Origin of the sequence: Pseudanabaena sp. PCC 7367 (assembly GCF_000317065.1) — a bacterium.
Taxonomy (GTDB): domain Bacteria; phylum Cyanobacteriota; class Cyanobacteriia; order Pseudanabaenales; family Pseudanabaenaceae; genus Thalassoporum; species Thalassoporum mexicanum.
Map to the genome: position 1 here is coordinate 1986393 of NC_019701.1, position 24020 is coordinate 2010412.

The 24020-nt window shown below is 45.8% G+C and carries 16 protein-coding genes; 6 read left to right on the forward strand and 10 right to left on the reverse strand.

Annotated features, from left to right (window positions below; genetic code table 11):
- Positions 1-38: 38 nt before the first annotated feature.
- Complete coding sequence (locus PSE7367_RS22700) at positions 39-1397, reverse strand: BaiN/RdsA family NAD(P)/FAD-dependent oxidoreductase (protein WP_015164834.1); 1359 nt, start codon at positions 1395-1397, stop codon at positions 39-41.
- 175 nt (positions 1398-1572) lie between these two features.
- Positions 1573-3795, reverse strand: a complete 2223-nt coding sequence (locus tag PSE7367_RS07840; RefSeq protein ID WP_015164835.1) for an amino acid permease — start codon at positions 3793-3795, stop codon at positions 1573-1575.
- Positions 3796-4461: 666 nt separating this feature from the next.
- Between PSE7367_RS07840 and bioU the strand changes: the two genes are divergently transcribed.
- Complete coding sequence (gene bioU / locus PSE7367_RS07845) at positions 4462-5445, forward strand: (S)-8-amino-7-oxononanoate synthase BioU (RefSeq protein WP_015164836.1); 984 nt, start codon at positions 4462-4464, stop codon at positions 5443-5445.
- Between the two features lie 302 nt (positions 5446-5747).
- Here the strand turns inward: bioU and PSE7367_RS07850 are convergent, their stop codons facing one another.
- Positions 5748-6251: a hypothetical protein gene (locus PSE7367_RS07850; RefSeq protein WP_015164837.1), complete on the reverse strand. Its 504-nt coding sequence runs from the start codon at positions 6249-6251 to the stop codon at positions 5748-5750.
- Between the two features lie 265 nt (positions 6252-6516).
- Here PSE7367_RS07850 and PSE7367_RS07855 point away from each other — a divergent pair, with 265 nt between their 5' ends.
- Entirely contained in the window at positions 6517-7092 is a 576-nt protein-coding gene (locus PSE7367_RS07855; protein WP_015164838.1) for a TMEM175 family protein, read from the forward strand.
- Positions 7093-7142: 50 nt separating this feature from the next.
- On the opposite strand, the gene PSE7367_RS07860 is transcribed toward PSE7367_RS07855, so the two are convergent.
- The 7 genes from PSE7367_RS07860 to PSE7367_RS07895 all read right to left on the reverse strand — a co-directional run bounded on the left by PSE7367_RS07860 (position 7143) and on the right by PSE7367_RS07895 (position 18638).
- A complete protein-coding gene (locus PSE7367_RS07860; RefSeq protein ID WP_015164839.1) occupies positions 7143-7424 on the reverse strand; it encodes a hypothetical protein in 282 nt (93 codons plus the stop codon).
- An 851-nt stretch (positions 7425-8275) separates the two neighbouring features.
- Positions 8276-9226, reverse strand: a complete 951-nt coding sequence (locus PSE7367_RS07870; protein ID WP_015164840.1) for a F0F1 ATP synthase subunit gamma — start codon at positions 9224-9226, stop codon at positions 8276-8278.
- Positions 9227-9596: 370 nt separating this feature from the next.
- Complete coding sequence (locus tag PSE7367_RS07875) at positions 9597-10799, reverse strand: glycosyltransferase family 4 protein (protein ID WP_015164841.1); 1203 nt, start codon at positions 10797-10799, stop codon at positions 9597-9599.
- A 105-nt stretch (positions 10800-10904) separates the two neighbouring features.
- Positions 10905-12617 carry a diguanylate cyclase domain-containing protein gene (locus PSE7367_RS07880; protein WP_156800363.1) on the reverse strand — a complete coding sequence of 571 codons (1713 nt, stop codon included), beginning with the start codon at positions 12615-12617 and terminating at the stop codon, positions 10905-10907.
- Positions 12618-13512: 895 nt separating this feature from the next.
- A complete protein-coding gene (locus tag PSE7367_RS07885) occupies positions 13513-14643 on the reverse strand; it encodes a CO2 hydration protein (protein WP_015164844.1) in 1131 nt (376 codons plus the stop codon).
- Between the two features lie 369 nt (positions 14644-15012).
- Positions 15013-16572 (reverse strand): NADH-quinone oxidoreductase subunit M, encoded by a 1560-nt coding sequence (locus PSE7367_RS07890; RefSeq protein WP_015164845.1) that lies wholly within the window; start codon positions 16570-16572, stop codon positions 15013-15015.
- Between the two features lie 167 nt (positions 16573-16739).
- Complete coding sequence (locus PSE7367_RS07895) at positions 16740-18638, reverse strand: NAD(P)H-quinone oxidoreductase subunit F (RefSeq protein WP_015164846.1); 1899 nt, start codon at positions 18636-18638, stop codon at positions 16740-16742.
- An 837-nt stretch (positions 18639-19475) separates the two neighbouring features.
- Between PSE7367_RS07895 and PSE7367_RS07900 the strand changes: the two genes are divergently transcribed.
- The 4 genes from PSE7367_RS07900 to PSE7367_RS07915 all read left to right on the forward strand — a co-directional run bounded on the left by PSE7367_RS07900 (position 19476) and on the right by PSE7367_RS07915 (position 23605).
- Positions 19476-19784, forward strand: coding sequence for a carbon dioxide-concentrating mechanism protein CcmK (locus tag PSE7367_RS07900; protein ID WP_015164847.1), 309 nt, complete (start codon positions 19476-19478; stop codon positions 19782-19784).
- 147 nt (positions 19785-19931) lie between these two features.
- A complete protein-coding gene (locus tag PSE7367_RS07905) occupies positions 19932-20273 on the forward strand; it encodes a carbon dioxide-concentrating mechanism protein CcmK (RefSeq protein WP_015164848.1) in 342 nt (113 codons plus the stop codon).
- Positions 20274-20409: 136 nt separating this feature from the next.
- Complete coding sequence (locus PSE7367_RS07910; protein ID WP_015164849.1) at positions 20410-20712, forward strand: EutN/CcmL family microcompartment protein; 303 nt, start codon at positions 20410-20412, stop codon at positions 20710-20712.
- Between the two features lie 862 nt (positions 20713-21574).
- Positions 21575-23605, forward strand: coding sequence for a ribulose bisphosphate carboxylase small subunit (locus PSE7367_RS07915; protein WP_015164850.1), 2031 nt, complete (start codon positions 21575-21577; stop codon positions 23603-23605).
- The last annotated feature ends 415 nt before the right edge of the window (positions 23606-24020 follow it).

A 24020-nucleotide genomic window follows, 5' to 3' on the forward strand; every position in this document is an offset into this window, starting at 1 on the left:
GATGCGGATCTAGATTAGCAATCTGAAGTATATAGCTTTTACAAATTGGCGATCGCATTACCAGCCAGCCATGCCGTAGTCCAGGCGCTTTGAAAATTAAACCCACCCGTAACACCATCAATATCCAGCACCTCGCCCGCAAAAAATAAATCAGGGCAAATGCGACTCTGCATTGTCTTAAAGTCTACTTCTTTTAAACTCACACCGCCACAGGTGACAAATTCCTCCTTAAAAACGCCCTTGCCAGCGATCGTTTGTTCACAACTATTTAATTGGGTAATTAATTGATTAATCTGCGTTTTGGCTAAATCTGCCCAACGCAAGTCTGCGGCGATCGCCACCCCCATTAGTAAATATTGCCATAGTCGCTTGGGTAAATTAAACGGGCAATAGCTACTTATCTGACGTTTGGGAAATTGTTGCTTGGTGGTTAATAATTGCTGGCGAATTTGATCTGAATTTAAATTGGGCAACCAGTTGATCTGAAGCTGAGCTTGATAGTGGCGATCGCTTAGGAATCTGGCTCCCCAGGCCGATAGTTTCAATACCGCAGGGCCACTCATGCCCCAATGGGTAATTAACAGCGGGCCAGATTGAGTGAGGTCGGCTGGTTTCTTTTTATTTGTTGTTTTCTTGTTCCGCGTCGGTTGAGGCTGTTTATTGATTTGATTTGTTGCTTGGGTAAGGGCGATCGTTGATGAATTATTATGTATGGCATGTATGGCATGTATGGCTGAATTATCAATAGTTCCTAAGGCTTTAATGCTTGCCTGCACCTGCTCAACACTCACACCAGCCAGTTGATGCAGCTTTGGATCATTAATATTGAAGGTAAACAACGAAGGCACTGGTGCAATGATCTCATGACCTAGTTGCTGTGCTAACTGATAGCCCTGGGGGCTCCCGCCTGTGGCCAAGAGGAGGCGATCGCCAATCACTTCCTGCCCCGATCGCAGGGTGAGCAAGAACTTATGATCGTTAGCTTGGACATCAACCACGGGCGATCGGGTATAAATTTCTACCCCTGCCTGCCGCGCCGCATTGATCAAGCAATCAGCGATTGTGCTGGAATCGTCGGTGGTTGGGAACATGCGTCCATCTGCCTCAGTTTTGAGTAACACTGATTCATGCTCAAACCACTGCACCAGATCGCGGGGCTGAAATCGACTCAACGCCCCCCGCATCTCCCGGCCACCCCTGGGATAATGCTCCACCAGCTTAGCTGGATCAAAACAGGCATGGGTAACATTGCAACGACCACCCCCAGAAATCAACACCTTGGCCAGGGGTTTACTGCCAGCTTCAAATAGCTTTACCTGGGCAAGGGGATTGGCTCTGGCACAGGCGATCGCCCCAAAAAAACCAGCCGCCCCACCTCCTACTACAATTACCCGCATTCTACAATTACTCGCATTGTTGCTTTGCTGACCTATGGCAGCTTCAATAGACTTGTGGGCAAGAATATCGATCGTTTAGATCCTGGCGATTGGATCAAAATATTGCCACTTAATATCAATTTTGGACAATACCTTGCCTGACATAATATTAGGCTTAAATTTATAGTTACTGGAGTTAGAGCACATCGGTATAGGTAAAACTCGGCGAAGCCAGCACCAGCACCACAGTAGTGGATAGGGTTCCGGCCATACTTTGTAAGTTTTGATAATACTTAGCATAATCCTCAACTTGGTCAGGACGAGCGATCCCTAAGAAGACCAGATCCGCATCCTGGGATGAATTGCCCAAGATCTCTTTGAAGGGGCGATCGGCAGCTACGATGATCTGTGGGATCGCCCGGATTCTGAGTTCTTGCATCAAATTCTCTAAATTGTTGTGGGCAGACTGAGCGGCACTTTCGGTTGGTGCTACCAGCCTGAGGTTTATTTCCGCCCTGCGCCATAGCACACTAGTTTGCAGTAGATGCGCCAGCAACAACATCAGACCACCGTTACCCTGCAAGCCGCCCCACCACACATCAATCCGGCGATGTTGAACCCGCTTGAGCTTGTCGATCTCACGGAAAATCACTACGTTTCGATCGCTCTGATATAAATTAGCAATAAATTGACAGTAGCGATCGCGGCTCTCGGCATTTTCATTATCACCCAGGATCACCGTATTAGGAATCAAGGGCCCCAAACCATAGGCTTGCACCAGTTGCTCTGCGCCCGCATAGGGGTCGTCGGCTGTGACAATCCGCACCAAACTCTGAATCCCATGCTTACTCAAATAGTCGCGTACCGTGACCTCCATTTGGGTCTGTCGAGCGGGATTGCCAAAATCACAGGGCAGCACGCTGGCAACCGTAATCAAGCCGCGATTGTGGGTAATAATTGCCGCTAATTCAATTAAATGCCATCGTTTGGTGGGTGATCCGGAGAACACTAAAATATTCGGCCGCCAGTTCTTGGCATCAGGTTTGTAATCAAGGCGCAAAATCCCCGCCCGAATCAGCGCCATCCAGATCCCCCGTCGCACATCCCCCCAGGCACTTTCTAGCTCCCGCTGCTCTAGCCACAGGAAAATCCCAGCCACAATTACCGCCGCCACTGTAGTAGCAACGGCATTAATTAAAAACATCACTGCCAGGCAGCCGATTGCTCCCAGTAAAGACCAGGCCCAATGCACCCAGAAAGTGGGGCGAAACGAAGGACTGCGCAGAAAAGTTTCGATCCCAGCGGCTACATTCAGCACCAGGTAGGTGGTTAGGAAGAACATGGTCAAAACTGGCGCAATCAAGTTCAAATCACCAACTGCCACCGCAATCAGGGCGATCGCCAGGGTTACTACTGTTCCTACTCTAGGTTCATCATCCGCACCACTACCCGCCCCCAAAAACTTAAGCTGTCTGGGCAGCACGCCATCTCTGGCCAACGCTTGCAATACCCTAGGCGCACCCAAAATACTACCGATCGCACTGGATAGGGTTGCTCCCCACACCCCCAATAAAATCGCATCACCCCAGAACGAAAGTTGTCTCATAATCAGCCGATCTTCAATCAGGCTTTGGGGGTCAGCGCGCCAGGCCATAAAAAACGGCAAAATCATATAAACCGCATAACCAGCCGCGATCGCCGCCATGGTGCCGATCGGAATGGAACGGGAGGGATTTTTGAGATCGCCGGACAAATTTACGCCTGCGGTAATGCCTGTAACGGCGGGAAAAAATACCGCAAACACGCCCCAGAAGCCTTCTTCTGGCTGAGCCGGAACCGCCCACATATCTATTTCAATCCCATCCAGGGGTTTACCCAGCGCAAAGGACAGCAGCGAGATAATGATCGCCGCCATGATGAAATATTGAGCTTTAATGGCCAGTTGTGCCGACTTGATCGCCAGGAATGCCACCAATAGGGTAGTGATTAATGCTACGAGCTTTTGATCTAACCCCTGGAAAGTAAGCGATACACTCTCCGCAAAACCGATCGTGTAAAGAGCAACAGAAAGGGTTTGGGCAAAATATAGCGGGATGCCCACCGCACCGCCAGTTTCAATCCCCAGCGATCGAGAAATCATGTAATAAGCACCGCCCACCCGTACCACACGATCGGTGGCAATTTCGGAAATCGATAGCCCGGTCAGGAAAGTAATCAAAGTAGCGATCGTGACGATCACCAAAGTGCCCTTTAACCCGACATTGCCAACTACCCAACCAAAGCGCAGATACATAATTACGCCCAAAATAGTCAAGATTGAGGGTGTAAAAACTCCGGCAAAAGTGCCCAGACCACCAGTAGCTGGCTCAACTACACTCGCCCCGGCGGTGGCTTGCGGATCGGAATTATTTTTGACCATATAAAACCATATAAAAAGCTAGGTTGGGAGTAATAATGCACCGAAATAGAAAAGATCGTTAATGCTAATTAAGCAAATTGAGCAATAACCAGCCTCGATCCAGTCGTTGCTTATGATTACATATGCAGAATTAATAAAAAGTGAAATATAGCAAGATCAAACGTAATTCATGGCAACCAGAGTGGGAGAAATCGATGCGATCATGGCTATCTAACAGTCCTATGCCATAAGCCCCTTAAAAAAATTCAATTGAGTAACCAAAGAATCTCGATCGCCACTGCTATTTAAGCATTTAGGAAAGAAGCCTCGCACCTGAGCCAGCTCAAACCATCAGCCGCGACAAAAGGCAAATATGCTGGCCAAATACTGGCCAACCCTAGATTTCCTCAATTTGACTATAATTACCCATAAATTCAAGATTCAAGATTAATCACGAATGCTTAAGTAGATGCCCACGGAGAGATATTATAGGAGCGATATTAAGCGATATTATTTGTATGATTCTGGTTTAGGTCTATGGCAGTGAGTGATCAGCCATACTAGCTTAGATAATCCGGCAGCGATCGTAGATTAGGCAGATATTTCGAGATCTACGCAAAAATATGACTAATGCTATAGCTAAGCTTCAATCGTAATTATTCTAATGGCAAGGAAATTAAGGAAAGCATGACAATTAAGGTGGGAATTCTGGGATTTGGTGGACTTGGTCAAGCGGCGGCTAAAATACTCAACCAAAAGCAGGAAATGACCTGGGTGGCAGTCGCCGACAAAAATGGGTTTGCCTATGCACCACAGGGATTGGATCTAAAAACTACGATCGCGGCCTATCAAAATCAGGATTCAGTTGGACATCTAGAACCATTTGGATTGCTCTCAACTGAGAGTATTGCCGAATTGATCGCCACGGCTCAGGATGTGGACGGCTATTTCCTGGCATTACCCAACTTACCAAATACATTTATGGCCAGTGTTGCCCAGCAATTTATTGAAGCTGGCTGGCAAGGAGTTTTGGTGGATGCGATCAAGCGCACCAGTGCAGTTGAACAGTTGGTGGAGCTAACTACAGATTTAACCAATTGTGGTATCACCTATATGACTGGCTGCGGCGCAACACCGGGTCTGTTAACTGCTGCTGCCTCGATCGCGGCGCAGAGCTTTGCCGAAGTGCACAGCATGGAAATTGAATTTGGGGTGGGGATCGCCAATTGGGCGGCCTATCGCGCCACGATCCGCGAAGATATTGCCCATATGCCTGGGTATGATGTGGAAACCGCCAGGGCAATGAGTGATGCTGAGGTGGAAGCATTGCTAGAGCAAACCAATGGCATTCTTAGTCTCAAGGATATGGAACATGCCGACGATATTTTGTTAGAGCGACTGGGCATTTGTAGCCGCGATCGGGTCACCGTCGGTGGGATTGTTGATACGCGCAACCCCAAAAAGCCAATCAGCACCACCATGAAATTGACGGGACGCACCTTTGAGGGCAAAATCTCTACCCATACCTTCACCCTGGGCGATGAAACCAGCATGGCGGCGAATGTATGTGGCCCTGCCTTTGGCTATCTCAAGGCGGGCTTAAGTCTGCATCAGCGCGGCATCAGTGGCTTATTCACCTCAGCGGAAGTGATGCCTTTATTTGTGAAGTAAGCTAGTTGAATAAAGGGTAGTCATGCAGTAGTAAGGATAATTGGCAATCGATTTAAAATTCGGCGCTTAGCTTGTTTGGGTTATGGACATTCAACTATCTCCTAGATCCTTACTTGTTAACCACTACCGAATAAAGTTTATAAATTTGTAAGTAAATAAACTTAGCCTCAACTCCAATCTGAGCCGAGTCAGTGGTGGTTTAGTCCGGTATAAGATTCTAAATCCACAGGTCTAATCCACTACACCGTAACTAACTAATAACTAGCCGATCGGCCTTAAACCCAGCACCCCAGCACTTATGATTATGATGATGATGATGTGGCCGCCAGAATGTCATCTTTCAACCTGCATTTATCGATCGTTTCCGAATCGATCGTGGCCAGTCCTGTTCTTACCATTTCTGCATTGATTAATACTGGAGTTTCTTGCCCATCCCGATCGACCCGAATCAATACCTCTGCAAAATCTTCCCTGGCATCCCCTAGATCAGGGCGCTCTAGCCAATAGACCGTGAGGGCTGAAGAGGAATTCTGGTTGATGATATTAAGCAATGCTTGCCGCGCCTCTGGGCCACCCGGTTGATCGGGGTCAGGGGTCTTGATGCCGCATAGGTCTAAAGAGTAGACATTTTCGATCGAACCAGCCTGAGCAACTACTTCGTCACCACGAATAATATTCACATCGTTTCTCGCCCTCAGGGGAGTAGAAGCATCAATCATTGCCTCATAGGGATTGTTCGATGTGGATTGCCCGCAGGAAAAGATTGCTAGGCTGGCCAATAGAAGGGCGGTTGATTTGTAATTCATCGCAATATTTATTGATAGAGTAACTGGGTATTTGGTCGTTCAACGAGGCTAAACAGTGAAATTAGCCATGTTGTAAATTTTTTACAGATATTGCGCTAATTGGTTCTATCTGATCGCCCTTGGCAAGCATCTGGAAGTAGCTGAGCATGATGCCTTTTGCTAGTATTAGGCAATGCCCCTATGGGCTTGTAGCCAGAATGACTAAATCATTACATATGGTCAAAAAATTGGTTAGAGTAAATAGCTGATCAGGGAAATTAGCCAAATGCAAAAAGGACGGTTAGAAGCATTTAGTGATGGCGTACTAGCGATCGTAATTACGATTATGGTGCTAGAAATGAAAGTACCCGATGAAGCTAACCTAGCCGCCCTAGAGCCAATTATCCCCGTGTTTATTAGCTATGTAATTAGCTTTATTTATCTGGGGATCTATTGGAATAACCACCACCATCTATTGCAGATTTCAACCCAGATTAATGGACACATCCTGTGGGCCAACTTGCATTTGTTATTTTGGTTATCATTGATTCCCTTTGCAACCGGTTGGATTGGTGAGAATAATTTCGCCACCCTGCCAGTGGTGCTCTATGGTGTGATTTTATTTTTTGCCGCGATCGCCTATCGCATCTTGACGATCGCCTTAATTAGGCACCACGGTCAAAACTCCCCCTTGGCGAAGGCAATGGCGAATGATACCAAAGGCAATATATCACTAGCTTCTTATGTGATCGCAATTCCGCTTTCCTTCGTAAACCCACTGCTCAGCTTTGGTTTATATATCCTGGTGGCAGCAATCTGGTTTATTCCCGATCGTCGGATCGAGAGAATAACTAATTCTTAGCCAAACTAATTCTTATCTAGGTCAATAAATTTCTATCGGTCTATCTAGCCCTACTGCACTGAGATGCTGCGGAAATCATGCGCCATAAAATCACGGCAATTAACGGCGTGATCAGTTAGGGCATCGGTCGGGCGTACCGTACATTTAAGGCGATAGTCATTCGTGAAAAATTGACAGTTGGCGCAGGGAATTTGGCGTAGTTGCTTTACCCGCTTGAGACCAGCGGTACAAGAAGCGATCGCATTCCAAACTACTAGGCCAGTTAATGTCCATGCCATTACCGCACAAAAGGGGATAAGGACAGGTTCAAGCAAAAGCCTGATTGTATGCATAGAGAATTATTTATAACTAGCCATAGATTTAAGATAATAGCTAATAGTATAGCAAAGAGCATCGCAAGGGCGATCGTGGCGATGCAGACAGTGGAAATAACTTTTAAACAAATGGCCAAAATAAATCAAAAGCCTCCAGAAAAAATTAAATTTGGTGGCTACTTCATTTATTCTGTTGTATGTCTGGCTTGCGTTTGAGGATACCAAAAGATAGATAAATTATCGATCTCAAGATATATTTATATCTTCACGATATTTTATATCTTCACAATATATTTATACCTTTACATCTTCTACATCTTTACTATCTCTAAACATAGACCAAAGCCAGGACATAATTCAAAAAGACATATCCTGCCAAAGCCATAACCACAAGTCTCATTCCTTCACTTAGCATGTGACAAATACCACTCTTCTTAACTGTAAATTTAAAATAATCTTCTTAAAACTTTTGTTTTCGTGACTACACAATCAAATAATTAGGCAAATATTTAGGTCAACGAAAATTAACATCATAGATAGCCAGAACTCTACTAATGTCTGGGCTCCCATAAGGATGATTCAATATTAATCTCTTTACATCTACCCTTATAGGTATTTATAGGTATATATAGCTATAAATTTATTCTATCCTATCCATAGGCAGCACCACTGATTGCGATCGGTGCGTAGTTTGTTCAGTTGCCTGAGAAAATGCTGGGCAAGAAACAATAAAAAAACCAGAGTGTGCACCCTGGCTTGCTTAAATATTTGGAATATTCGATTGATTAAAATTATCTAACTTCTCCTAGGAAGTGCTTGGTAAACCATCCCAAGACAAAAGCAGAGAAATAAATAATAAATAATTGTACTTAATTGTTCAATGCTTCTGCACCACTGGCGATCTCCAGAATTTGTTGAGTAATGCTGGCCTGACGTGCTTTGTTATATTGCAAAGTCAGGGTTTTGATTAGCTCGACTGCATTCTCGCTAGCATTATTCATCGCGGTCATTCTGGCCGCCAATTCGCTCGCCGCCGCTTCCTGTAGTGCCCGCAACAATTGGTTATTAAAATAGAGCGGTAGGAGGGCATCTAAGATTTGCACGGGATCTTGCTCAAAGATCATATCAGCAGGTACTTCTCTAACCACTGTTTCCAGGGTCTCGCGCTCCACCTCAAATTGACCTTCTTTCACAATCAAGCGGAAGATTTCGTCGTCCTTGGGCTCCAGTCCTTGGGGATCGAGGGGCAAGATGGTTTGCACCACGGGGCGGGAACTAATCAACGAAATAAAGCGGGTATAAACTAGCTCAACCCGATCGACTGTTTCCGACAGGAACGCCGACAATAGCTCATCGGCAATCATGCCAGCTTCAGCGGCAGTGGGGATTTGCTCCAGGCCAGTAAATTCTGCTTCGATCGGCTGTTCGCGGCGAGTAAAATATTGCACCGCTTTGCGACCAGCCAGTACATATGTATAGCCAATGCCCTGTTCAGTGAGTTCCTTGGCGCGGTTTTCGGCGCGGCGAATCACATTGGTGTTATAGCCACCGCACAGACCCCGATCGCCAGAAATAACCACGATCGCTACGTTTTTAACTGGGCGCGTTTGCAATAAGGGTAGCTCAACATCGGTAAATTTGAGACGGCTTTGTAAGCGGAATAACACCTGGGCAAGGCGATCGGCAAAGGGACGGGTTGCCAAAACCTGTTGTTGTGCCCGTCTCACCTTAGCGGCTGCCACCAGGCGCATAGCTTCGGTGATTTTGCGGGTATTTTTGACGCTAGAGATGCGATCGCGGATCGATTTTAGGTTTGCCATGAATTCAGGTGATAGGGAAGTACGACAACTTATTGTGAAATACTGCTAGACATTGCCAACCACAGACTAATCAGGGTATAGCTTGTTGGTAGTCGGTAATGTAATGCTAAAGGTGATTATTAAATCGTTAAACGGTTGAACTTAAGGTGAACTTAGCTCAATCTTAGTCAAGCTGATCAGCAAACAAATCATTCAGCCTACTTAAGCTGACTTCATGATTAAGAAATATTTACACCAGATCTAATCATATATCTGCAGGTGCATCTATTACTAGAGTTTTCTGTAAAAACTAAAAACTAAACTTAGTTTTCTTCCAGAGCGGCCAGAGTGGGATAGATCAATAATTAAAGATTAATAATCTAAGTAGAAATCAATAGACCCTGGTAATTGGCAAACAGGCTTTTTTATAGACTGCTTCTGTTTGTTGCGCTAATTTTGACCAGGTAAAGCGATCGTGTAGTTCCTGTTTTGCATTCTCGATTAAGCTACTCCGGAATTCACGATCCTGTAAAACTTTCAGAATTCCCCTAGCCAGCGATTCACTATCATTCGTGTGCGTGATTACACCTGTCTTGCCATCACGTACCACTTCTGGCAGTCCGCCCGTATCCGAAACCACCGTCGGCACTGCCGCCGCAAAACTCTCTAGCGCCACGATGCCAAAGGGCTCATACAAGCTAGGAAATACGGCGCAATCGGCAATGGTCTGGAACTTATACAGGTCTTCATCGGCCATGAAACCCGTGAAAATAACTTTGTGATAAATACCTAGATCCCAGGCCTGTCGTTTGAGCAAAATTGAATAGGCTTCACCGGAACCAATGATCACAAACTTGACCTTATCCTGCGTGACTGCCAGGATCTTGGGTGCTGCATTTAGCAACATGAAAATGCCTTTTTCATAGGTCAATCGCCCCACATAATAAACAATGCATTCATCGGGTTGGGCATACTTTTGGCGCAGAGCTTGGCGATCGAAGGTTTGGGCTCTGGCTTGCTGGGCTTTTTCAATTCGTTTTTGACTTAAGCCGTTGTAGATCACGCTGATTTTCTGGCGATCGCAGTGCAATGCACGCTCTACTTCATCGCGCATATAGTTGGTGCAAACAATCACATTTTGCGCGATCGCCGTAATTTTCATCTCTTTGCTATTCACAAACCGCTGTGTATCATTGTGAATCCCATTCCAACGGCCATGTTCAGTGGCATGAATCGTAACCACGATCGGCAATTGCAGTTGTTCTACGATCGTAATTACCGCGTCAGTTACCAACCAATCATGGGCATGAATAATATCAAAGGCAAACTCACCAATTAGCTGTAAGGCATGTTTGGCCATGCTTTTGTTCATATTGGCAACCCAATGAAAAAAATCGTCACTGGGTTCCACGGCAACGCGGTGCACCACTACACCATCAACGACTTCATAGGCAGGAGCGCCGCTGACTTCCACCGTAATGAGATGGATTTTATGACCGAGTTTAACTAGTTCGGGATATAAAGCTGCCACATGCCTGGAAAGACCGCCAATTATTCGAGGTGGGAACTCCCAGGCTAAGGCAATAATGTTCATGGTTTAAGTGACTAAAGTGAGGCGTGTAGGTATTATTCGCAAGGGCTTTTTAATTATGGCACGAAACCTTTTCGCAATTTTAAATCTCTAAATCTCTGTAACAAACTAGCTACTTTCGCCCAATTGGTTATCTTGCTTGGCTTCCGCATTACTGCCAATTAGATAGATCCGATCGCGCCCTTCGGCTTTGGCTTGGTAAAGGGCATGATCGGCAAAGGTAATCAGCATATCAGGCTGAGATCGATCGATCGGAAATAGGGTGGCAATCCCATAGCTAAGGCTGATATAGGGGTTGCGTCTGGCTTCAGCATTGGGAATTTGTAAAGCAGCAACCCGATTGCGGAGCTGATGCGCAATCTGATAGGCGCGCAGGCTGTTGGTATTGGGTAAAACAACTGCAAACTCTTCGCCCCCATAGCGAGCTACTAAATAACTAAGCGGATTATGGGAGCGGAAGTTATTTTGCGCTAGGAAATGCATCAGCGTAAATAGAAAGGAATCTTGTTCTAATTCCATCGCCAACTCAGTTAAGGTATTGCTAATTACCTCAGCTACCTGTTGTAAGCAACGATCGCCCTCTTGGTGGCCGTAGGTATCGTTGAAGTTTTTGAAGTAGTCAATATCACACATCACCAAAGAGAGCGGCAGTTTTTGCTGCTTGTGGTGACTCCAAACCTGAGCTAAATATTCATCAAAGTAGCGTCGATTAGCTACACCAGTTAAATAGTCGGATGTGACCAGGCGGCTTAATTGCTGATTGGTGTCCTCCAGTTGCTGGCGACTCTGGTTCAATTCTTCGTAGAGTTGGGCTTGGCGAATGGCGATCGCCACCTGATTAGCTAGTGCCGTGACTAGATTGACCTCTGGTAATTTCCAATAGCGAGTTTGCTCTTGATTGACAAACATCACCCCCCATAGCCTAGCGAAAGAGGCGCGATCGCTATGACTGGTCGGGATCTGAGGATCACGAAGGTCTGAAGAGCAATGATTCCCTAACGCCTGCCGATCGCCATCATGATGATCGTTTGCCACTAACTGGTTGGGTATGTCTACCTCCGCCAGAATTGGCACAATTAAACAAGCTGCAATCAGATTTTGCTTTAGTGGGATCGCAATTGATGCTGGCAGGACAGAGCGATCGATATCATTAATCACTTCCACATTGCCATGTAGCTGGTGAGCCGTATTTTCACTGAGATAATATTCAGCCAGGGCACGGTCTAGCTGGTCATAGTTTTTGCTCTGGCTTGACTCAGCCATAATTTTCCCACCACCTTGATCATGATCAAGGCGATAGATAAAGACATGATCGGCGATCAGAAATTCCCTCACTTCAATGGCAGTGATAGCCAATATTTCGGCTAAGTTCAAGGAAGTACGAATCCGTTGTGTGATCCGACTGACCAGGAGTTCTTGTTCGGTGTGATTCCATCGAGCCGCTTCTGTGAATACACAATCGGTTATATCAACTGACACCACAAGATAGCGCATGATTTGATTCTGACCATCCCGCTCACTGGTTGCCGATAGCAGCAGATCGATTACTTCACCGCGCTTATTAATCAATTGATAGGGAACATTGCGACAACTGCCGTTATGCCTCAATTCCGGCAACACCACTTCCCGAAAGTATTGTTGCGATCGCCAGGATAGGAACTTGGTAATGCTGCAACCAAGTACCTCCCCGCATTCATAACCCGTTACTTGCAACCAGTAATCATTGACAGTAAGAATGTGCATCTCGGCATCACTCACATGCATCATTACTGGCGTGGAGTTGTATAGGAATTTATATGGGTCTGCTTGCGATGTAGACACTTACCCTGAACCTGATTAACCATGAAGAGAACGGGCAATTGCACGTAGATCACCGCTCGCCATCATGCACCACTAGAAAACCCTAATTCTACCCTTAACTAGCAGCTTATTCTTGTATTAAAAATTAATTTGTATCTTACTAGAATTTATGGTTTTTGCTTACTTATTTATGCTTACTTATTTAGATGATTATGCTAGTAAGAATGACAATGCTTGGCGCAAATATTGCTTATGTCTATTATCGCTCTATTTATATTTTAAAGGGTGGCACGAATATATAACTTTAATTACTGGTAGCTTCACCCGCCATACCTACTCCTCACTCCTCGACCATGTTAATTATGATTGGTCGCACTCTTGCAAAAGAGTTATCACAATCGCAAATTAAGCATCAAATTCATTGTGGTGGACTAATACTACAAGCACAGTCATAAAAAAATAAAAAGCCCAGGCAGAACACCCGAGCTAGACACATCCGAGATTAAGCTTATCCACCTCATATGGTTGCATCCAAGGCCGGATTGGAAAACCTGAAAAAGTCGTTAATCTTGTCGCCTTCGATCGGTAATTCCCTGGGTGATAATTGCTGAGCTGCTAATTGTGCGATCGGTAATTAGCGACATTATTAAAGGCTGATATTTTAAATCGCTTGAGGTGAGCCATCTAAAGTTGGCCGATTCTAGAGATTAGAGTTGTTGGGTAATAGGCTCAAAAATCATTGAAACCAAGTCCTGGCAGGCATTTCGGCGATTTTTAGCAGAAATCCTTTAAACTCAGTCTATATAAGCTTTTCAGCGATTTTGATTGTTATATCCCAACAGGTCTATTCTATATCCACTAACCATCAAACCATGCATATTGATTAGCTTAATGAATGATTTCACCCACTGATTAATCACTGATTGACGTTGTAAATTCTGGAAGTCAAGAATCGATCCATCCAGCCTTCTAGATATTTACGATTGGCGGCTAGATGCTCAGGATCGCCCGAATCGATCGGGTGGGGCATCAGACCACGGATCGCCGCAGAGGTTACACAAAACATCGACTTTTGAAAGGTTTCGCAAATCTTAACCCGCAAATCATCTTCACCACGCAAAGTATTTTGATAGAGCTGATGTAAATAATCAGGCAAATAGTGGCGCATATCCTGCATCAGCAATGTGGGTGGAATACCACTACCACCGATCGGCAACGGATCGGCATACAACGCGCCATAACAAAATGCACCCTGTTGGTCGGGAATCTGCTGCACCTGGGCATTATAGGAAATTGTGCCAGGGAAGGGCGTACCCCTAAAGAAAATTGCCTCGACGTAGGGCACACCTGTATCCATTAAAAAGGTCAATTCCGCACTAGCGGGCAAAATATCATAGGTTTGGCCACCAATTTCCACCGCATAGGTAATCGGTTTGGCGGCATTGGCTACTAAGGCAGCCTGGATATGTTCAACGGTGTTTAGCACTGTTTTGATTTCGCCACGATCGTAGCGATCGCTGAGATCTAAAAACATGTCGCTCATCACTCGCCAGAATTGTCCTAATCCGCTGTAGTAGGACATCTGCCTGACCATTTCTGGCAGAAAACCAGGAAATAGACGATGCAGCGCCAGCATGATCGGATTGAATTTCAGCTTGGCCAGGATTGCTTTTTCTGCGTTTTGCTTAAAATCGTCGGTATCCAAATAGGCATCCAAGCCACCCGAACCATGCCACAGCATTGACTTCATGCAATATTCGGCATATTCATAATTGATCCGATCGTGGTTCCAATGTTGCCACAGCTTGCCTAGGGAAAATTCGCCATTAAAATATTTTAAAAATGGAAATAATACCAGGAACTGCTGGTTGGCAATATAAATTAAATTGTTTGAATAGGCATCCAACACCACCCCATAGCTTTTCAGAATCCCCACCACTTCGATCAGGTTCTCGCTGGATTCATCCAGTAATATGCCACCGGTTTCCAGCCGATGTACATAATCAGCAAGGGGATGGCCTGAAGGTTTTTCGATCGTATTCACCACGGGTGCTTGCTAGTCTCCTTAATGCCGATTAATGCCTTTCAATGCCCAGATTGATGCTTAGTGCGAAAAGTCTATGCAATCAGTTTATCTAAATATATTTTAGAACTTGTCTGTCCTTTGCTAATTCAATTTTTTTAGTTGGAGCTAACTATCTAGCTATTTCACCGCACTAACCGCACTAATTGATCGCTAGCTGATACCCAGTGTCAGGACTTTAGGAGATCGAGACTAGACTATTTGAGAGCCTTGTGATGGCCTTAAACTGGCAAGAATTAAAGTGCTTCAAATTCTTAATTTCCGCAATATTTAACCAATTTAATTCCCAATGTAAAAGCCTCGCCGCCAGGATTGAGACTTGAGACTTTAGGCTTAGGGGGCAGGTGATTCAAGGGCAGGTAATTCAAGCGCCAAACTAGTCGCAGCAGGATTTAGTGCCTGTTGCGATCGATCGATCAAAGCCATACTCTTGCCATCATGAGCCGGAAACATGGCGATCGCACTGGTTTCGCTCCAGCGGGTCAACCAATTGGGCAGCACCCCAAATACCACCACCAAGACCGCCAACACAATTGCCGGAATGCGATCGTGCCAATCCACCCTGGGTAAATGCTGCACCTCCGGAGCCAAACGACCAAAGAAAGCCCGGTTGACCAGCAATAGAAAATATACTGCCGTGAGGGCTGTTCCCAGCATTGAGAGCAAGGTTTGAGCAGGAAATACTGCAAAGCTGCTGCGGAACACCACAAACTCAGAAATAAATCCAGCCATACCAGGTGTACCAGCGCTCGCCATCACCCCAATAATCATCAGACTACCAATGATCGGCAAACCCCGTTCTGGATTGAGTAACCCCTTGAGAACATTAATATCCCTGGTGCCGGTTTTGGCATACACCACCCCCACCAGCAAAAACAGCATCGCCGAGATCAATCCATGGGTCACCATTTGCATGATCGCAGCCACTGTGCTAAGGGGGGTAGCAGCAGCCAGAGCCAACAACACAAAGCCCATATGACCGATCGAACTATAGGCCACCATCTTTTTCATGTCGGTCTGGGCGATCGCATTAAATGACCCATACAACACACTGATCACTGCCCAGATTGCTAGCCACGGGCCCAACAATTGCCAGGCATCGGGGAATAGTCCCAGGCCAAACCGCAAAATGCCATAGGTACCCAGTTTTAATAGCACGCCCGCCAGCAAAACCGAAATCGGGGTAGAGGCTTCTACATGGGCATCCGGTAGCCAGGTATGCAGTGGTACCAGCGGGATTTTGATCCCGAAACCCACCAATAGCAACACCAATAAAATAACTTGCTGACCGATTGGCAAAACATTGTTAGCGAGATTGGCATAGTCAAAGTTAAAGGAATTGCTGAGCCAGGCCAAGCCAAAGCAAGAAGCCAAGACCAGGGCTCCAGAGATCGCAGTATAGATCAAGAATTTGGTGGCTGCATAACCCCGTTTTTGTCCACCCCAGATGGCGATCAACAAATAAAGTGGGATTAGTTCTAGTTCGTAGAACAGGAAAAACAGCAAAAAGTTTTGCACCAGAAAAGCACCCGTTACTGCACCACTCAAAATCAAGAGCAGGGCATAGTAGAACCTGGGTCGATCGCGTTTTTCAGCACTGCTATAAATGGCGATCGCCGTGAGCACCGTATTGAGTACCACCAACGGCAGCGAGATGCCATCCACGCCCAAGCTATAGGAAAGTCCTAACGGTTCAATCCAGGGCAAATAGAACTCAAACTGCATCCCGGTGTTGTCCAGGGCAAACTGGGAAGCTAGCACCAAACTCCAGACCCCAGCAGCGATCGCAAAGGCTAAAGCCACCTGACGCAATCGCTTACCATCCATTTCGATCGGCCATAGGCAGATCACCAAAGCCCCCAAAACTGGCCACCAGATTCCAAAATTAAGCATCTATCTTTCTCTCTAACCCTTCGCCCTATAACTACATCTAATCATCAAGAATCAAGCCTGAGCCTGGATCTAATATTTGGCTCTAACTACTCTAACTAATTGATATTTACACCCACTAAATATTTAGATCTGCCTGTATCTATCTTGCTGTATCTAGATACTCCTTCCTAAACCTGAATCAGACCTTTGAGCATTGGCAATATGTTCACGACCGCATTAAATGATGACCAGTTGGCCAGGAGTAATACCAGTAATGACAGGCTCAGGAAGATCACCAATACATATAATTGCAGTTGGCCAGATACGTTGTATTTCAAGCCCTCGGCACCAAAAATAGTGGTGATGCCCGCCAAGTTGACCACACCATCAACAATGATGCGATCGAACCAGGCACTCAGGCGTGAGACCAAACTAACCAAGCCAACGATCGTAACGCGATAGAGGCGATCGATGTAGAGATCGTAGGCAAAAAAGTCCTGTAACATCCGCTGGTAGAGATTCATCGGGCGAGACAAATTCCGATGTAGATAAATCTTGCTACCCACGATCGCCCCCAGGCAACTAGAGCCAAGCATGACTGCCAATGGCCACAGATTAATTTCCATGATTTGTGGAAACATGCCCAGATTCAACATGATCAATGGCACTAGCAGGGTAACAATGCTCAAGCTGACCATTGCCAAAGACATCGGCCAGATCACCTCCGGCGCACGACGGGTTTTCTGGCGGGGCTCACCCCAAAAGACCAGCCTGAATACCCTGGTCAGATTCATCATAGTCAGGGTATTGACTGCAATCAGCACCAGGAAAATTATGGGCTCGTTATACCAGAAAGCTTGTGTCCCCAGCCACATCACCCAGTAGGCACCAAGCGGGAATAAAGCGGTTAGACCAGCGGAACCAACCACAAACGCAGTGGTAGTAGCCGGCATCCGCGACCACAAACCACCCATCTCGGTCATATTTTGACCACTGGTGGTGTTAATGACTGAGCCAATACTCATAAACAATAGGGCTTTGGCGATCGCATGGACAAAAAACATCAACAGTGCGAACTCAGTCCACTGCAAGCCTACGCCAATAAAGACCAACCCCAGAAATGCACTGGTGGAATGACAGAGGGCGCGCTTAATATCAATTTGGGCGATCGCCACAAAAGAACTACCCACCGCTGTGATCACACCAATCACAATCAAAAAATCCAGGGCGATCGGCGATAATGCCAACACCTGTTGCAGCTTGATTAATACATAGGCACCACTACCGACCACCAGGGAATTTCGTAAAATCGAAGCCGGATTAGGCCCTTCCATTGCTTCATCTAGCCACAAATGCAATGGGAACTGGGCACATTTACCGATCGGTCCGGCAGTGAGCCCCAGACAGAGCAGACTGGTGGTAAATGGATTCAATAGTTGATTTGGGGCATCGGAAAGCGCCCATGTTTCTAGATCGCTGAAGCTTAGACTACCAGCTAGACAAGATAACGCCACCACACTCATCAGCAAGAGCAGATCGCCCACCCGTTTGGTCAAGAAGGCATCACGAGCCGCCGTAACCACTAGCGGTTGTGCATACCAAAACCCCACCAGCAGATAAGTTGACAGGGTTAACATCTCCAGTAGCGCATAGCTGAGCAAGAGCGAATCACTGAGCGCCAACCCAATCATCGCCCCTTCAAAGAAGCCCATCAGGGCATAGAATCGCCCCAAGCTCCAGTCTTTTTCCATGTAGCCCAATGCAAACACCTGTGCCAGCAGACTCAGGCCAGTCACCAGCACCGTTGCGCCAATACTTACCTCTGATAGCTCCATGGTGAAATCCAGGCTAAAATCAGCCACTTGAAACCAGCTAAAATCTAGCCTTTGCACAGGTTGCCCCCAGATTGCGGCCATGCTAACTATGCTATGCAATAGCGCCAGCAGCGTCATCAGAATATTCAAATAGGCGGCCGGCCGCTGACCAGTGCGGTGAACTATGCCTGCCGACCAGGGCACCGTAGCGATCGCACCAAGCAAACAATAGAAAGGCACACACCAACTGGTTTGGAGCAAAAACTGATTCATGTAGACTTAAAACAATATCTAAAAAAGGGCTGAAAACAGAAATATAAACTTGGTTTTATGAAGATAAATCATGAAATAGAATTGCCGTTTAATACTCGGATTAAGGAGGTTGAAACTAGCGATCTAACAAAAATAGGTTAAAAATAAGTTTCCTGAAAGAGATTTCAAGTTGCTGCTTTGATTTGAAAATCTAATTTAGCTAATCTAGAACGAAGGAAGGTTTAATTTATTGCTAAGCAAGGCTTGGAGCTGGTAAACAACCACCGCCAACTTAACAGCAAAAGTTAATGCGAGCCGCACCAACGCATCCCTAAGCATCTCTAAATTTAACCCAATTACTGCTATCACAGCAAACTGATTGAAATGTCTGGAATCTCATCAGGGAAAATCTTGATCCCACTTTAGTTCTAACCACAACCCAAAATATGGCACACAAAGTGCCGATCGCCGCCGAACTATTGGTTACCCAATTTCAACGGTTCTGATTGGGCTAGCCAAATTAACTTTTGTTAAGCAAATAAGAGGTGGATTGAGCTAGACATGAGTCCACAGGATCGATCGCAGTTTAATCGCAAAAGCTGTAGTGAGCACTCATTGGATTATTAATTAACTTTACTAATACAAAAGATTAAAAATAATCATTTTGATTTATATTGTCAAATAGGACTGTGTAACCCTATGCTTTGTTTAAATGCAAGTCTATGCATCTTCCAACTGGATCTCTCATTTTGCTGGAGTGAGGGGGGTTATTCTCGTGGCCAAATTCACGGTTTAATCTAACCGCTTGCCTCTAGCTTTTGAATTACACAAATTTGTTTGAATCGAAGGAGAATTAAAATGCCAATCGCCGTAGGAATGATCGAAACCTTGGGTTTCCCTGCCGTTGTAGAAGCCGCAGATGCCATGGTCAAGGCTGCCAGAGTAACTCTGGTGGGCTATGAAAAGATCGGTAGTGGTCGCGTTACCGTAATTGTGCGTGGCGATGTATCTGAAGTTCAGGCTTCAGTAGCTGCTGGCGTAGAGAACGTCAAGCGGGTTAATGGTGGTCAGGTACTATCTACCCACATCATTGCGCGTCCCCACGAGAACCTTGAGTATGTATTGCCAATGAGCTATACCGAGGAAGTCGAACAGTTCCGCACCTAGCCTAACCTAGCACTGGCAATTTGCTGGTAGGAAGCCCGATCGCTGCTCAAGCAATTGTGATTACTAGCTATTCAGCCTCGAAATTGCCAAGGCTTGCTTAATCAATTCTCAATATTTAGGTTTAGCGTTATTAGGAATTAAAAGTTCATGTCGATCGCCGTAGGAATGATTGAAACCTTAGGGTTCCCTGCTGTTGTAGAAGCAGCGGATGCCATGGTTAAGGCTGCCAGAGTAACTCTGGTGGGCTACGAAAAAATTGGCAGCGGTCGCGTTACCGTGATTGTGCGAGGGGATGTCTCTGAGGTGCAAGCTTCGGTTGCCGCTGGCGTAGAGAATATCAAACGCGTTAATGGTGGTCAGGTGCTATCTACTCATATCATTGCGCGTCCCCATGAAAACCTTGAGTATGTGCTGCCGATGAGCTATACCGAGGAAGTCGAACAGTTCCGCGAGAGTGTGACTGGTCGATCGCTTCCTTCTACTCGCTAGGCTAAGCAATTAAGCTAATTAGCCCAGTTTATGAACCTGAATCCCAGCCCATTCATTTAGGCATATAGCTATTTGAAATCTGGATATTCTATCTGAAACCTGGATATTTAATCCTAGATACATAGAAATTAACCTAATGCAGATTGCCAAAGTTCGCGGCACGATTGTCAGCACCCAGAAAGATCCAAGTTTGCAAGGCACCAAATTTTTGTTTTTGCAAATGATCGATGACCAGGGGCAATTACAACCAAACTATGAGGTAGCCGCAGATGTGGTAGGGGCTGGTGTTGATGAATGGGTATTAGTGAGTAGAGGTAGTGCAGCGCGTCAGTTCCAAGGTGGTGAACATCGACCGCTTGATGCTCTGGTGGTAGGAATTATTGACACAGTTTCTGTGGATAATTCTCTGCTCTATAGCAAGAAGGATTCGTATCGCTAGCTACTAAATACTTGAAATGCCTTGAGAATGGGTCAAATTAAGCCAAACTGATTGGTAATGCTCTGAGATACTCTGGCTGATCGCTAAATATTTGCCCTTAAATCTATTTTTTGGTGTATTTAGCCGCTCAGCTAAGCAGTGATTCAACTCAGCTAAAGGACTCAGCCAAAGGATTTAATGCCCATCGATATAAACATTTGGTGTGCCTAAATCAACCTATTATTTCCGATTATTTCCGATTTTTAGATTTCAACCTGCATCGTTCCCAACCTTATTAGTCGATCAATTCAGCGATTCAATCTAGTTGATTGGAAATTTATTGGCCAGATTATTTGTAATTACCAATGCATTCGCAACAGTGATTGATCGATAATCGCCAATCAATAATCAATAACTAGATCCATAACTAGGTAAATATAAATAACAACTCTAAATATAACCAAACAAAATATAGCCAAACTGCCAAATGCAATCCGATCGCTAGCTTTAATTCAGCTTAATTATTGGTTGTGAGTTAAGCGGTTGCAGTTGATTCAAATCCCAAGTTAATCCTCTCGTAGATGAATCAAGTAAATAAATAGTTTGTTTTATATGGTTTTGCAAATTAGTTAACTGGCTCAATTTACTTAATTTATATATTAATTTTACTTAATTCGTGTATTCATCAGCATTTGTAGTATTAGCGATCGATCGCCACTTGTTAAGCCTTGTCGGGATTAATTGTGATTGCGATCGTCCCAAATCAAGTAGATGAGGGAGTCTCTCCCACCTACTACCCGCCCAAAACTGATCCAGCCTCATGAGTGGATGGATTTTAGTGCAGAGCAGAGCAACTCAGAGCAACATAGTAGGAGAAACAGTTATGCCATCCCGCCGCGCCCCCGCCCCACCCACACCTTGGTCACCTACCCTGACCAATCCCCAAATCCATGAAAGTTCCTATATTCACCCCTCTTCCTATGTGATTGGAGATGTGAAAATTGGTGCTAATGTCTTGATCGCGCCAGGCACTTCAGTCAGAGCCGACGAGGGTACGCCCTTTTATATTGGTTCTGGCACCAACATCCAAGATGGCGTGGTAATTCATGGCCTCGAACAAGGCCGCATTAAGGGCAATGATGGCAAAGACTATTCAGTGTGGGTAGGCGAAAACTCCTCAATTACCCATAAAGCCCTGGTGCATGGGCCCTGCTATGTGGGCGACGATTGCTTTATTGGCTTTCGCTCCACGGTTTTTAATGCCAAGGTTGGCGATGGCTGCATTGTGATGATGCATGTGTTAATTCAGGATGTTGAAATCCCACCTGGTAAGTATGTGCCCTCTGGGGCGATCATCACTACCCAACAACAGGCCGATCGCCTTCCCAACGTCAATAAGGATGATGTGGAATTTGCCCATCATGTGGTGGGGATAAATGAGGCACTGCGATCGGGCTACCAATGTGCAGAAAGTAACGTTTGCCTAGCTGATTTTCGCACCCATTTACAAAATTCCTACACCCAAGGATCTTCCAATCCCAATAGTTATAGTAGTCAATCAACCGAAATGCAACTCAACTCAGAAGTAGTACAAGATGTGAGGCAGCTTTTGTCTGCCGGCTATCGAATTGGCACTGAGCACGTGGATCAACGTCGCTTCAGGATCAATTCCTGGCAAAGCTGTGCGCCGATCGAATCGATTCAAGAATCCCAGGTGCTGCGCGAACTCGAAAATTGCCTTGCTGAACATGCGGGTGACTATGTTCGCCTGATCGGCATTGATCCCAAAGCAAAAAGCCGAGTGATGGAAAAAATTATCCAACGCCCTGGCGATCGCCCTGCCCAGTTCTCCTCTAGTAGTAGTGGTAATTATTCCAGCTCTAGCAGCAATAGTTATAGCCAGAATAGTGTTAGCGCTGGTGGCGGTGGGTCTAGCGATCTGCAATCGCAAATTCAACAATTGGTTAACCAGGGTTATCGCATCAGCCTGGAACATGCCGATAAGCGTAGGTTTAAGGCCAATGCCTGGAATACTGGCCCCAGCTTTGGTGCAGCCAATAGTAATACTGTGCTCAATGGCGTAAATCAATTCCTGGCCGAGCATCGTGGTGAATATGTCAAACTAATTGGCGTGGATGCCCAGGCGCGTACCAGAGCCTTTGAAGAAATTATTCAATATGCAGATGGCCGAGCGGTGCGATCGAGTAGTGGTGGCAAGGGCTTTGCTACTCCTGCCAATCGGTCTTCTAGTAGCCGATCTGGTTCTAGTTCCGTGGCCACTGGCGATCTGCACCAGCAAGTACAGCAAATTCTGTCGCAGGGCTTAAAAATTGCGATCGAATATGCCGATGAACGCCGTCATCGCGCTAGTGCCTGGAACACTGGCCCATCTTTCCAAGGCAGCCAAGCCTCCTCGGTAGTCAAAGATCTAAGAGCTTTCCTGTCTGAGCACAATGGTGAATATGTCAAACTAATTGGCGTAGATCCCAATGCCAAACGCCGCATCTCTGAAGTTGTGGTACAGCAGCCGAATGGTAAGTCTATCAATAGCAATAGTCGCAATAGTCAACCATCTAACAACGGCTACAGCAGCAGTTCTAGTAGTAGTAGCAATGGCAGCGGTAATGGCTATGGCAGTTCTGGTGGTGGCCTCAATGCCGAAGTTGAACAACAAATCCGGCAACTTCTGGCGCAGGGTCTGAAAATCAGCACTGAATATGCCGATCAACGCCGCTTCCGTGCCAGTGCTTGGAATACGGGCCCTGCGATCGAGGCAGGCAATTACAACGCCGCCGTAGCTTCAATTAGCTCTTTGCTATCCGAGCATTCTGGCGAATATGTGCGCTTAGTTGGGGTTGACCCGAAGGCCAGAAAGCGGGTGAGCGAGCTATTGATCCAGCGCCCTGGTAAGTAGAACTGAGCTTGCAGGCGATCGATTGATTGATTATCCTGCGCCTCAACCAATCAAAATCGAGGTTAGGAAGTTAAGTGAATGGTGCTGATGCCTGGGATCGCAATTTAAGTAAAAGTAATAATTTGCTTGATCTCAATTAGTATTAGTACCATTTCCATTCCTGGCTACTTTGCAAACCTAGTCATGCTGGCCTTAAGCATCAAGCTAAACCTAAACCTAAAAATAGACTTTTGTTTATACTGATTACGCCTAGGTCTAATTAACTTGGCCACCGCAATGCATACATAACTTTTGTTATCTAAATTCTGTCAGGCGATCGCTTCTCTGGGAGCATTGCCAGGGTGATTTAAAACCTTTAATTTCCTAGCTAGGTTCCCGAAATTATCGTTGAGTAGCAATATGCTTAATGCACTTA